Raw genomic sequence first — 11,251 nt, 5'->3', positions numbered from 1 at the left:
GTGTTGAATTTATCCATGAAGAGGGGTCCTTACGGTTGTTCCGGACGCGCCGGAACCCGGACAGGTGTCCGCGGGTTAGGCCGGCGTATCACAAAAGAAGAGGTTTCAGAATGTCGTACAGTGAAGGCACACAGGTTGAGTGGGACTGGGGCAATGGCACGGGTACCGGCAAGATCGCCAAAAAATACACGCAGAAGATTACCCTGAAAATCTCGGGTGCCGAGGTGACGCGGGATGCAAGCGAGGACAGCCCTGCCTATAAAATCGAGCAGGAAGACGGCAGCGAAGTCCTGAAATCGGACAGCGAACTGCGTAAAGCGTCCTGAGCTCCGGGTCATCATTCGTTGCCCTGTACGCGCTCAAATGCGGGCGCATCCGCGCTGACCAGACCGAGCAGCGTCCGGGTATCGAGCGCGGTGCAGAATTCGCCGTGCATGTTGGCAACTGAAATGTCGTGCAGCACCTGCGGGTCGTAATCCGTGCCATCCGGCCCGATCCGGTTACAGGTCGCACAGGCGTCATGAGCGAGGTAGGTGTCGTAGCCCATGTTGCCGGCCATCCGCACCGAGGTTTCCACACAGAAGTTGGTGAAAAAGCCGGCTACCACCAGGCGGGTGATACCGTACTGGCGCAGCCGCAGTTCCAGATCGGTGCCAACAAAGGCCGAGTTCACATCCTTTTCGATGATGATCTCGCCGTCACGGGCCTCAAAGCCTTCGATCATCGCGCCCGTCGGCAGATGCAGTTTGAGCGGTGAGGCCGCCTCGCGGCTGTCGTGCCGGGTGTAGATCACGGGCAGCCCGCCCGCCCTCCATGCGCCCAGAAGTGCGCGCATCCGGTCTTCGGCCCCGGGGTTGTTGCGCCGGCCGGTGCTGCCACCTCCCCAGTGTTCAAAGACATTCACGCCTTTTTGCACGTCGATCAGCAAGAGGCCGGTTTCGGGACCAAACTGCCTGATCATGTCAGACCTCGTGTCACTGTTTCGCAGAACCCGACGGCCGGTTTTGCCAACATCACAGCGCCGGTCGCTGTCACGGCGCAAAAATTCAGGGTATCCATCTTATCTCCGCTCGCTTCAGTGATGTCCGCTCATTTTTTAAGCCGGGCCTCGACCTTGTCCTTCAGAGCGCCTTTGACGTTGCGCAAGAACATAGCCAGCGCGATCAGCCCGGCACCGTTAAACAACAGCTCAATCCCGAGTAGTATGCCGAGAAGCTGCGGCGCGATATCGAAGTAATTTGCAACGATATAGGCGGCGAGCAGGACCGACAGCGCACCAGAAATGAGCATCGGCCAGAACAATGGTGTTGAGCGCATCTGCCATGCGGTCACAAGGCGCAACAGCCCGTTTGCCCCGATCAGCACCGTTGCTATGGTTGCAAGCGTGAGGATGCCTTCAAGCGGGCGGAACATGAGAGATATACCGAGAACCAGCATCAGGCCGCCCAGCCCGACGCCCATGATCTTTGTCGTGCGGTCCTCAGAGCCCAGACCCGCAAAGATCTGAGCCCCGCCGATCAGCGCAAATGTGACGCCCGCCACCACTGTCACCGCAAAGGAGGCGGCAACCGGATTGGCCAGGACAAACAGACCGAAGACCACAGAGAAAACGCCCAGAACAAGCCATTTTACCCATAATTTCATTTTGTTACCTCTTCGTAGTGTCTCGCAGGGCGGCTTTCCGGTTTTCACTTAAGCAGCCAGCGCCGCTCCGCCTCAGGTCAGTTTACATCATTTCGCGCACATCTGTGAGTTTTCCGGTGATCGCGGCGGCTGCCGCCATACCCGGAGAGACAAGGTGTGTCCGGCCTTTGTAGCCCTGGCGCCCTTCGAAGTTGCGGTTCGATGTCGACGCACAGCGTTCGCCTTCAGCCAGCTGGTCGGGGTTCATCGCCAGACACATCGAACAGCCCGCCAGACGCCACTCAAACCCGGCCTCCTTGAAAATATCCGCAAGCCCTTCTTCTTCGGCCTGGGCACGCACCAGGCCCGAACCCGGCACGACCATGGCGCGCAGGCCCTCTTTGATCTTTTTGCCTTTGAGGATCGCGGCCGCAGCGCGCAGATCCTCGATCCGCCCGTTTGTGCAGGATCCGATGAAAACCGTATCAATCTCGATCTGGTTCAGCGGCGTGCCCGGGGTAAGACCCATGTAGTCGAGCGAGCGCTGTGCTGCACCCACCTTGCCCCCCTCGAAATCGCTGGCGGCAGGCACATTGGCCGTGATCGGCAGCACGTCTTCCGGCGAGGTTCCCCAGGTGACGACGGGCGCGATGTCTTCGCCTTTGATGGTGATGACCTGGTCCCAGGCGGCATCATCATCTGAATAAAGCGTCTTCCACCAGTCCATCGCGGCCTCCCACTGCGCGCCTTTCGGAGCGTGCGGGCGGCCCTTGCAGTACTCGAATGTCTTCTCATCGGGCGCGATGAGACCGGCACGCGCGCCGCCTTCGATCGCCATGTTGCAGACGGTCATGCGCCCTTCCATGCTGAGATCCCGGATGGCCTCGCCGCAGTATTCTATGACATAGCCGGTGCCACCGGCGGTGCCGGTTTTGCCGATCACCGACAGGGTGATGTCCTTGGCAGTGACACCGGGACGCAGTTTGCCGGTGATCTCAACCTTCATGTTCTTCGATTTTTTCTGGATCAGCGTCTGGGTGGCGAGCACGTGTTCCACCTCAGAAGTCCCGATGCCATGCGCCAGCGCGCCGAATGCGCCATGAGTTGCGGTATGGCTGTCACCACAGACCACGGTCATGCCGGGCAGGGTCCAGCCCTGCTCGGGCCCGACGATGTGCACGATGCCCTGGCGCACGTCTGAGACCGGGTAATAATGGATGCCGAAGTCTTTGGCGTTTTTATCAAGCGCCTCGACCTGGATGCGGCTGTCCTCGGTCATTGTCGCGGCATTGGCGCGATCGAGCGTAGTGGGCACGTTGTGATCCGGCACGGCGATGGTTTTCTCAGGTGCGCGAACCTTTCGACCGGCCATGCGCAGACCCTCAAAGGCCTGCGGGCTCGTAACCTCATGCACAAGGTGGCGGTCGATATAAAGAAGGCAGGTGCCGTCGTCAGCCTCGTGGGCGACATGGGCATCCCAGATTTTATCGTAGAGCGTCTTGGGGGACATCGGTCCTCTCCCGTACTGTGGAAATTGGCAGTCTGTGTCGGGCAGTCGCGCTTACAGTCGGGCAAGAACGCTGTGCGTGGCCCCGAAAAAACGTTCACGCAGGCGGGCCCGGTCATCAAGATCGATTCTGATTTGCGCACATACAGACATAGCCGGTGTCATATCCGTTTGACCGCTGTGCCGCAAGGTCCGCGAGGGCCGGTTGTGGCGGAGCAGGGGCTGTGCAATCCTGTGCTTATGGAGAGGGAAAACATTCTCGAGCTGGGAAGCGGTCAGATCGCGGATGTCCTGATGTCCGCGGAAGAAATCCGGCATCTCATTGCTCTGTTTCTGGCCGATCTGCTGGAGCCCGGCTGGCGGCAGAACCAGGTCCTGATCCTGCTGGCGCTTGCCGGCCTTGCCTGGCTGCTGCACGGTGTCGGCGGCCGTATGATCGACAACCGGGTGCGTGCGACCGAAGGCTGGCAGAAATGGCAACTTCGGGTGATTGTGCAGCTCAAACGCCGCATGGGGCTGATCCTTTTCGCGGCGATGTCTTATGCGGTTTATCTGGTGATGCAGAGCGTGACCTGGCCGTCGCGCTCCTATCTGATCGGTGGTGTGGCGACACTTGCCGCAACATGGGTTCTGATCGCCTATCTTGGCCGGCTTGTGCGCAACCGGTTCCTGAGGCAGGTCGTGGTCTGGGGTCTGTGGGTCTATGCGACGCTGCAGTTTGCCGGGCTTGGCGACGAAGTCTCCGCATTTCTTGATAATCTCGCGCTCGAAGTGGGTGATTTCCGCATTTCGATGCTGACGCTGCTGACCGCAGGTGTGCTCATCGGCGCGCTGGCGACCGGGGCGCGGGTGGTCAATAAAACCATCGCAACGCGCATCCGGCGTAACGAGGATATCAGTCCCTCAATGCAGGTGCTCGCGGTCAAGGCGGTGCAGATTTTCCTCTATGGCATGGCGTTCTTTCTGGGCGTCAAGGCCGTGGGCATCGATCTCACGGGCCTCGCCGTGCTCTCGGGTGCAATCGGCGTCGGCCTTGGTTTCGGCCTGCAGAAAGTCGTCTCTAACCTCGTGTCAGGCGTCATCATTCTGCTCGATAAATCCATTAAACCCGGTGACGTGATCAGCCTTGGTGAAACCTTCGGCTGGATTAACGCCCTGGGCGCGCGGTATGTCAGCGTCGTGACACGCGACGGTCGCGAATACCTCATTCCCAACGAAGATCTGATCACCGGGCAGGTGGTGAACTGGTCCCATTCGGACGAGTTCGTGCGCCTCGACATCTTTTTCGGCACATCCTATGGCTGCGATCCGCATCAGGTCCGGAAACTTGCTGTTGAGGCGGCGGCGAATGTCGACCGGGTGCTCAAGCACCCGAAGCTTCCGGTCTGTCATATCGTGGGCTTTGGGGACAGCTCGGTTGATTATATCCTGCGGTTCTGGATCCGCGACCCCACGGGCGGTCTCACGAACATCCGCGGCAATGTGTATCTGGCGCTCTGGGATACCTTCAAGGAACACGACATTTCTATCCCCTTCCCGCAGCGCGAAGTGCGCATGCTGGAAGACACAGCACCCGCACCGGTCGCGGACTGACAGCCGGGGTTGCCGGAGCGCATCTGCGGTCTAACTCCTGTCTGTCGGAACTTGCGGAGAATGGCGTGGTCAGCCCTTCAGACATCGTCCTTATCCTCGGCAGCGGGCCGCGGGCACCTGTGGCAGCCGGCTGGCCCCGCGCGTGGTTCGACCGGATCGTCACCATCAACAATGCCTGGAACATCCGCCCTGACTGGGACGATCTGATCTTTCCCGAGGATTTTCCCCGGGACCGCCGGCCGGTGACACCTGCCCCCGGCCAGCGCCTGATCGGCGCGGATCAGTTTGTGCCGGCGCAGAACAAAAGCGGCGGTTTCGTTTTCGCCGGCGGCACGATGGCGTTTACGGCCGGATACTGGGCGCTCGAAGCGTTGCGCCCGAAGGTCATGGCATGGCTCGGCTGCGACATGGTCTATCCCGCCTCGGGGCCTACGCATTTTTACGGAACGGGCACGGCTGATCCGCTGCGTGCTGATGTCACGCTGCAGGACCTTGGGGCGAAATCCGCGCGCCTCGCGCTCATCGCGGCGACCCGCGGATGTCACTGCGTGAACCTCTCCGAAGAGCCCTCCAAGCTGCTTTTTGCCCGCCTGAAGCCGGAAAACCTGCGCGCGGCAGGGATCCGGCCGGTCGCGACCGGTGCCGTCTCAGATATCATCGCTGCGGAAAATGCTCTCAGTTACGGCGTGCCATCCGGCCGGTACTGGGAGGAAAGCCACCGGTTTGACGCTCAGGCGCTGGCCCGGATCGACGCACAGTGGCGCACCACCTGGGAGAGCCTGCCGCACTCAGCGGGCTATGCTGCCTGAATGCGCAGCACGCAGCGTCGCACGCCCGGTTTGCGATGCTGTCATTGAATTGTGGTACTCCTCTTGCTAAATTAAAGTATCCCCAGCGCCGGGGGTCCGGCGGCGCGTTCAAAGGAGGGCAATGTCCTGTCTGTACATACTGATGCAGCGCCAGCTGCTCACAGCGGAGCCGCGGTAATGGCCGCAGCCACCGAAACAGCCACAAGCGAAAAGCTTCTGGCGACAATCCTCAAATCCCTTTCCGACGATAAAGCCGAAGATGTGGTGCAGATCGATCTGCGCGGCAAGACCGAGATCGGTGATTATATGGTCATTTGTTCGGGGCGTTCGACACGCCAGGTCTCTTCGATTTCGGAGAAACTGGCGCAGACCGTCAAAGACGAGTTTGGCCGTACGGCAAAAATTGAAGGTAAGGAAACCGGCGACTGGGTCCTGATCGACACAGGCGATGTAATCGTGCACGTCTTCCGACCGGAAGTGCGCGAATTCTATCAGCTTGAAAAGATGTGGCAGCCCATGGACGGCCCCGGAGCCGCCGCCAGCTGATCCCCCGCGCGGGGAGCTGGCAGCGCCGTCATGCGTGTGCATGTGATTGCGGTCGGGCGCCTGCGCGCCGGGCCACAGAAAGCCCTCATCGACGATTATCTGACCCGGTTCGACCGGACCGGCCGTGCCCTGGGGCTCGGGCCGGTCAGCGTGACCGAGGTTGACGACCGCAAAGGCGGCGGCATGGCCGGCGAGGCCGTGCTGTTGCGCCGTGCTGTGCCTGATGGAGCGATGATCGTGGCGCTGGATGAGCGCGGGCGGGCGGAAAGCTCACCGGAGTTTGCATCCCGCCTTGCAGGCTGGCGTGATCAGGGACGCAGCGATCTTGCCATCCTCATCGGCGGCGCCGACGGGATTGATCCTGCGCTGCGCGCCGAGGCGGGGTTCGCGCTGTCTTTTGGCAGGATGGTCTGGCCGCATATGCTGGTCCGGGTCATGCTCGCAGAGCAGCTTTACCGCGCGGCCTCAATTCTTGCGGGCGCGCCCTATCACCGGGAATGAAACTCCGGGGCGCTGCATCTGTCAGGCCGTGCGCATGCTGCCTGCACCGGCCGGCGGGACATAGCGGATGAACGGCATATAGTGTCGCAGCCAGCGCAACACGCCGTGCTCTTCGATCCACAATGCATATTCCACATAAACCGGATCTTCCGAGAGGTGCTTTTCCTCGGCTTTGGCCCTCGCAAAATAGATCAGGTTGATACCGACCATCAGGATGCTGTGCTGCAATGCTGTCTCATAGCTTTCGACAGAGTAAAACGGCACGGCCAGCAGCCACCAGGAAATGTTCTTGAAGAAATAGGACGGGTGTCGCATCAGCCGGAAAGGCCCGTTTGTAATGATGCCACGGTTGGTGAGGTTGGAGAAACGGATGCCGAAAGACAGGTTCGACCAGGCCCACATGATCTTGGTGAAGATTATCGCGCAGCCCCAGACATAGAACCAGCTGCTGTCCCCATCGCCGAACATGTCGATCCAGTTGGTGTCGTCTTTGTAATCGAGATAGCGGTTCCCGACGACGGAAAAGAACGGCACATACATCAGCAGCGTCACCGCCCAGCCCCAGAATAGGTCATTGGGCGAGCGGATGTGTGAGTTTGTAAGCCGCAGTGTCAGCACATATCCGATGCTGACAAAAGCCAGATCAATGCCCGTGGCAAAGCGGCTCATGAAGGCCACGAATGCTGTGAAAGATCCGGTGATATCGGCCAGTGACCGGCCCAGCAACGCAGAGATGCTGTTGCCGAAATAGATGAACATCAGCGGCAAAAAGAACCCTTTGATGAGCCAGCCGAGAAAATGCTTTTTCAGCCGGGCTCTGTCGGTGCCCTTGCCATGTCCCAGAAACAGGCGGCCCGCATTGAAGTATTCGTCTTCGGGATCTTTCATCCACCGGTCGATCAGCACGAAATAGACAAAGCTGATGCAGGCAAAGGCCAGCGAATAGTCCCGGCAAAATTCCCAGAAAGGTTTGTAGAAGTCGCGCTGATATTCCGGAAAAATCCAGTAGGCGACGGATAAAAGACCGATTGTACCCCAGAGACCGGTGAGCTTGGTCGCGACACGGCCCCAGTTTACGGGATCCGACAGCCGCAGGCCGAAGCCCTGCAGCCCGGTCGCCTCCTGCCGGTGCGCTTTCAGCACGAAAAGCTCCCAGAAAAGCATGGGCAATGCGGTCCCAAGCATACCAACAACCGTCGCGTCGGTTTTCGGAAGCTCAAGCTGGCGCAGCAGCATCAGGGTCGCGAGAAACCCCGCAAGCCCGATCAGTGCAGTCAGCTGGCTGGTCACTGAACGTGGTGGCTGTGACGTGGGTTTGGATGCCATCAGGCGGACTCGCTCAGTTTTGTGAACAATGAGCGGTAAACATTAAGATTGTGCCTAATTTGAGGCAACCGCCCCGCATTCGGGCTGAAATGCGCGTGAGAGGCGCTGTGTCGCGCGCCGAACTTGTTGTGCGTTACATGATGCGGCCGTTTATCCGGCGGCACAGGGTCAGCGCAGATCGATGATCACAGTACCTTTATTCCAGCCACCCGGATGATCCCGCGCCTGGATCTGCACCTGAGTTTCGCCGTCCGGAACCCGGACGCCCGAGAGCGAGCGGGTAAAGGGCTGCTCATCGACGTGCGGATGTGCCAGCACCCGCGTGCCCAGTTCATTGCCCTGCATATCGAGCACCCGCCAGCCGTCGGCGTAGTGATCCCAACCGGTATCCGGGTGCGCAATCGTCACGTCGAACCGCCAGGCATCGCCGTTTTGCTTTACGGTCACGTTCTCGATACGGGGTTCCGCGGCCAGCACAGGCAGTGCGGTTATGATCATCAGGGCAGTCAGAAAACGTTTCATATGCGACTCGTAAGCAAAAACAGGCTGGAGGGTAACTTAAGCGTTTAACAGAACTTTGCGAGAGGCAGAGGCAAATTCCCTGCGCCATATGACGACCACGGTTACAATGGTTGCCAGAATGAGCGGCACGGCCCCGGCCAGCCAGGCAAGACAGGCAAGCGCGAAATAAATCGATCTCAGCCCGCGGTTAAAACTGCGCGCCACGGTGATGTTGATCTCGGCGGCCTGTGCGGCCCGCGGATAGGCACCGGGGTCTTCAGGATCATTCGGCACAGAGGCGATCAGGACCGAGCAATAGCCGAAAAGCCGGTTGGACCAGACGAATTTCAGAAAGGCATTGGTGAGCAGAAAGGTGACCATCAGAAGCTTAAGTTCCCAGACGATCGCGGGATGATTGATAAAGGTGATGTCCTGCGCCACGCCGCTGGCGTGATCGGCATTGCCGATCAGCGCCAGGGTGCCGCCGATGGCAATCACCGAAGTCGAGGCAAAAAACGCCGTGCCCTGACGCAGGCTGGCCAGCACCTGAGCGTCAAAGATGCGCGGCTCACGCGTGACCATCTGCTTCATCCACTCGCGGCGGTATCCGGCCATGATCATTGAGGTGGACAGATGTTTTTTGCCCGGGTGCTCAATGCGCCATCCGATAGCCAGCCAGCACAGGATGAGAAATCCAAGAGCGACGTAATCGAGCGTGGTAAAGAAGGTGAGACGGCTTAGTATATCCATGATCAGCATTTGGCAGGTCCGATAAATCTTGCCAATGGGTGAAATTGGTAATATTAGTTTACCAATAGGAGGATTTTTCATGGAAATGCCGATTCCCGACCCGGCCGTGCTGGCGCGCAAATCGCGTGTCCTGGAACGGTTGTCCGCTGTTCTTCCCGCCGATGCGGTGATTTCGGACGAAGCAGAGACCCGCGCTTACGAGTGTGATGCGCTGACGGCCTACAAATGCCCGCCGATGCTTGTGGTGCTGCCGGCCAGCACCGGTGAGGTCTCTGACGTGCTCAGAATCTGTCACGAAGAGGGGGTGCCTGTCGTGCCGCGCGGATCGGGAACCTCGCTGGCGGGGGGCGCTTTGCCGACGGCGGATTGCGTCATCCTGGGCGTGGCACGCATGAACGATGTGCTTGAGACCGATTATGCCAACCGGATCATCCGGGTGCAGACCGGGCGCACCAATCTGAGCGTGACGGGCGCGGTCGAAGAGAACGGCTTTTTCTATGCTCCGGACCCGTCCAGCCAGCTTGCCTGTGCCATTGCGGGGAATATTGCGATGAACTCCGGCGGGGCGCATTGCCTGAAATACGGTGTGACCACTAACAACCTGATGGGCGTGACCATGGTCGCCATGACCGGCGAAGTCATCGAGATCGGCGGCGCTCACATGGACAGCGGCGGTCTCGACCTTCTGGGGCTCGTTTGTGGCTCGGAGGGGCAGCTGGGGGTGGTGACCGAAGCGACCCTGCGTATCCTGCCCAAACCCGAAGGCGCGCGCCCGGTTCTGATGGGTTTTGACGATAACGAAGTGGCGGGCGCCTGTGTCAGCGATATCATTAAGGCCGGCGTCCTGCCGGTGGCGATCGAGTTCATGGACCGTCCCTGCATCGAGGCCACAGAGGCCTTTGCCCACGCGGGCTATCCGATGTGCGAAGCGTTGCTGATCGTCGAGGTCGAAGGCTCCGAGGCCGAGATCGATCATCAGTTGTCGCTGATCATGGAGATTGCCCGGCGTCATAACCCCGTTGAACTGCGCGAAAGCAAATCCGCAGATGAAAGCGCGCGGATCTGGCTGGGACGTAAATCGGCCTTTGGTGCGATGGGCCAGATCAACGATTACATGTGCCTTGACGGAACAATTCCCGTGAGTTCGCTGCCTTTTGTCCTCAGGCGTATCGGCGAGATGTCCGACGAGTTCGGCCTCAAGGTCGGCAATGTGTTCCACGCGGGCGACGGCAACATGCATCCGCTGATCCTGTTCGACGCCAACAAGCCAGGCGATCTTGAGCTTTGCGAAGCTTTTGGCGCTGAGATTCTGAAGCTCTGCGTGGAAGCCGGCGGTTGTCTGACCGGAGAGCATGGCGTCGGCATTGAAAAGCGGGATCTGATGACATTTCAGTATGAGCCTGCGGATCTCGAAGCGCAGATGGCGGTGAAGGATGTGTTTGATCCGCAATGGCTGCTGAACCCGGCCAAAGTTTTCCCGCTGTCGGTCTCGGACGCGCGGCGCGGTGTGACGCCGGTCGCTGCTGAATAAGCAGAGCCGTCCCCGCAGCACTGCACGCGAGGCCGGAGCATTTGGAGCCAGAAGAACGATGAAACCCGAAAACGAAGCGGCCCTGGCCGAAATGATACGGTCTGCAAATGGCCCCCTGACGGTCACCGGTGGCGGCACGCGGGGCATGACCGGTGACGGCGAGACACTCGAGACGGGTGCGCTGTCGGGCATTTCGCTGTATGAACCCGGGGCCTTGACGATCGTTGCAGGGGCGGGCACGCCGCTTGCAGATGTTCACACCGCTCTGGCGGCCGAAAACCAGCGACTGGCCTTTGAGCCGATGGACCACCGCCCGCTTCTGGGTACCACCGGAGAGCCCACGCTGGGCGGGGTGATCGCAGCCAACGTCAGCGGTCCGCGGCGCATACAGGGCGGTGCCGCGCGTGACTATGCGCTTGGGGTGCGGTTCGTCGACGGGGCGGGCAATATCGTGAAAAACGGGGGCCGGGTGATGAAGAACGTCACCGGCTATGACCTGGTCAAACTGATGTGCGGTTCCTGTGGCACACTGGGCGTGCTGAGCGAGGTGGCGCTCAAGGTGCT

13 protein-coding genes are annotated in these 11,251 nt (G+C 60.0%); 7 read left to right on the top strand and 6 right to left on the bottom strand.

Annotation, left to right across the window (positions count from 1 at the left end; translation table 11 throughout):
- Positions 1-110: 110 nt before the first annotated feature.
- Positions 111-326 (top strand): DUF2945 domain-containing protein, encoded by a 216-nt coding sequence (locus Q0M35_RS13830; RefSeq protein ID WP_295316289.1) that lies wholly within the window; start codon positions 111-113, stop codon positions 324-326.
- A gap of 11 nt (positions 327-337) precedes the next feature.
- On the opposite strand, the gene Q0M35_RS13825 is transcribed toward Q0M35_RS13830, so the two are convergent.
- From Q0M35_RS13825 to leuC, 3 genes are all read right to left on the bottom strand, one after another.
- Positions 338-961, bottom strand: a complete 624-nt coding sequence (locus tag Q0M35_RS13825; protein ID WP_295316287.1) for a cysteine hydrolase family protein — start codon at positions 959-961, stop codon at positions 338-340.
- Positions 962-1,089: 128 nt separating this feature from the next.
- Positions 1,090-1,644: a DUF308 domain-containing protein gene (locus Q0M35_RS13820; RefSeq protein WP_295316285.1), complete on the bottom strand. Its 555-nt coding sequence runs from the start codon at positions 1,642-1,644 to the stop codon at positions 1,090-1,092.
- An 82-nt stretch (positions 1,645-1,726) separates the two neighbouring features.
- Entirely contained in the window at positions 1,727-3,133 is a 1,407-nt protein-coding gene (gene leuC, locus Q0M35_RS13815; RefSeq protein WP_295316283.1) for a 3-isopropylmalate dehydratase large subunit, read from the bottom strand.
- A 291-nt stretch (positions 3,134-3,424) separates the two neighbouring features.
- Here leuC and Q0M35_RS13810 point away from each other — a divergent pair, with 291 nt between their 5' ends.
- From Q0M35_RS13810 to rlmH, 4 genes are all read left to right on the top strand, one after another.
- Entirely contained in the window at positions 3,425-4,723 is a 1,299-nt protein-coding gene (locus Q0M35_RS13810; RefSeq protein WP_295316281.1) for a mechanosensitive ion channel domain-containing protein, read from the top strand.
- A gap of 65 nt (positions 4,724-4,788) precedes the next feature.
- Positions 4,789-5,532 (top strand): hypothetical protein, encoded by a 744-nt coding sequence (locus Q0M35_RS13805; RefSeq protein WP_295316279.1) that lies wholly within the window; start codon positions 4,789-4,791, stop codon positions 5,530-5,532.
- A 177-nt stretch (positions 5,533-5,709) separates the two neighbouring features.
- Entirely contained in the window at positions 5,710-6,078 is a 369-nt protein-coding gene (gene rsfS / locus Q0M35_RS13800) for a ribosome silencing factor (RefSeq protein ID WP_169642057.1), read from the top strand.
- Positions 6,079-6,108: 30 nt separating this feature from the next.
- Positions 6,109-6,579: a 23S rRNA (pseudouridine(1915)-N(3))-methyltransferase RlmH gene (rlmH, locus tag Q0M35_RS13795; RefSeq protein ID WP_295316276.1), complete on the top strand. Its 471-nt coding sequence runs from the start codon at positions 6,109-6,111 to the stop codon at positions 6,577-6,579.
- A gap of 21 nt (positions 6,580-6,600) precedes the next feature.
- Here the strand turns inward: rlmH and Q0M35_RS13790 are convergent, their stop codons facing one another.
- The 3 genes from Q0M35_RS13790 to Q0M35_RS13780 all read right to left on the bottom strand — a co-directional run bounded on the left by Q0M35_RS13790 (position 6,601) and on the right by Q0M35_RS13780 (position 9,156).
- Positions 6,601-7,905, bottom strand: a complete 1,305-nt coding sequence (locus Q0M35_RS13790) for an isoprenylcysteine carboxylmethyltransferase family protein (RefSeq protein WP_295316274.1) — start codon at positions 7,903-7,905, stop codon at positions 6,601-6,603.
- A gap of 168 nt (positions 7,906-8,073) precedes the next feature.
- Positions 8,074-8,427, bottom strand: coding sequence for a hypothetical protein (locus tag Q0M35_RS13785; protein ID WP_295316272.1), 354 nt, complete (start codon positions 8,425-8,427; stop codon positions 8,074-8,076).
- Between the two features lie 36 nt (positions 8,428-8,463).
- Entirely contained in the window at positions 8,464-9,156 is a 693-nt protein-coding gene (locus tag Q0M35_RS13780) for a DUF599 domain-containing protein (protein ID WP_295316291.1), read from the bottom strand.
- A gap of 79 nt (positions 9,157-9,235) precedes the next feature.
- On the opposite strand from Q0M35_RS13780, the gene Q0M35_RS13775 reads away from it, so the two are divergent.
- Positions 9,236-10,687, top strand: a complete 1,452-nt coding sequence (locus tag Q0M35_RS13775; protein WP_295316270.1) for an FAD-linked oxidase C-terminal domain-containing protein — start codon at positions 9,236-9,238, stop codon at positions 10,685-10,687.
- Positions 10,688-10,745: 58 nt separating this feature from the next.
- Positions 10,746-11,251 (top strand): FAD-binding protein (locus tag Q0M35_RS13770; protein WP_295316268.1); only part of this gene is annotated, 506 nt, incomplete at its 3' end.

The sequence above is a fragment of the Roseobacter sp. genome (genome assembly GCF_024639605.1).
In the GTDB taxonomy this organism is placed as follows: domain Bacteria; phylum Pseudomonadota; class Alphaproteobacteria; order Rhodobacterales; family Rhodobacteraceae; genus Roseobacter.
The sequence above is the reverse complement of the archived record's forward strand: the minus strand, read 5'-3'. Positions and strand labels throughout refer to the sequence as shown.

Bases quoted from the DNA above. Each gene is read 5' to 3' on its own strand.
- Q0M35_RS13790 (WP_295316274.1), bottom strand. From the start codon at position 7,905: ATGGCATCCAAACCCACGTCACAGCCACCACGTTCAGTGACCAGCCAG.
- leuC (WP_295316283.1), bottom strand. From the start codon at position 3,133: ATGTCCCCCAAGACGCTCTACGATAAAATCTGGGATGCCCATGTCGCC.
- Q0M35_RS13775 (WP_295316270.1), top strand. From the start codon at position 9,236: ATGGAAATGCCGATTCCCGACCCGGCCGTGCTGGCGCGCAAATCGCGT.
- rsfS (WP_169642057.1), top strand. From the start codon at position 5,710: ATGGCCGCAGCCACCGAAACAGCCACAAGCGAAAAGCTTCTGGCGACA.
- Q0M35_RS13810 (WP_295316281.1), top strand. From the start codon at position 3,425: ATGTCCGCGGAAGAAATCCGGCATCTCATTGCTCTGTTTCTGGCCGAT.
- Q0M35_RS13785 (WP_295316272.1), bottom strand. From the start codon at position 8,427: ATGAAACGTTTTCTGACTGCCCTGATGATCATAACCGCACTGCCTGTG.
- Q0M35_RS13825 (WP_295316287.1), bottom strand. From the start codon at position 961: ATGATCAGGCAGTTTGGTCCCGAAACCGGCCTCTTGCTGATCGACGTG.
- Q0M35_RS13780 (WP_295316291.1), bottom strand. From the start codon at position 9,156: ATGGATATACTAAGCCGTCTCACCTTCTTTACCACGCTCGATTACGTC.
- Q0M35_RS13820 (WP_295316285.1), bottom strand. From the start codon at position 1,644: ATGAAATTATGGGTAAAATGGCTTGTTCTGGGCGTTTTCTCTGTGGTC.
- Q0M35_RS13830 (WP_295316289.1), top strand. From the start codon at position 111: ATGTCGTACAGTGAAGGCACACAGGTTGAGTGGGACTGGGGCAATGGC.
- rlmH (WP_295316276.1), top strand. From the start codon at position 6,109: ATGCGTGTGCATGTGATTGCGGTCGGGCGCCTGCGCGCCGGGCCACAG.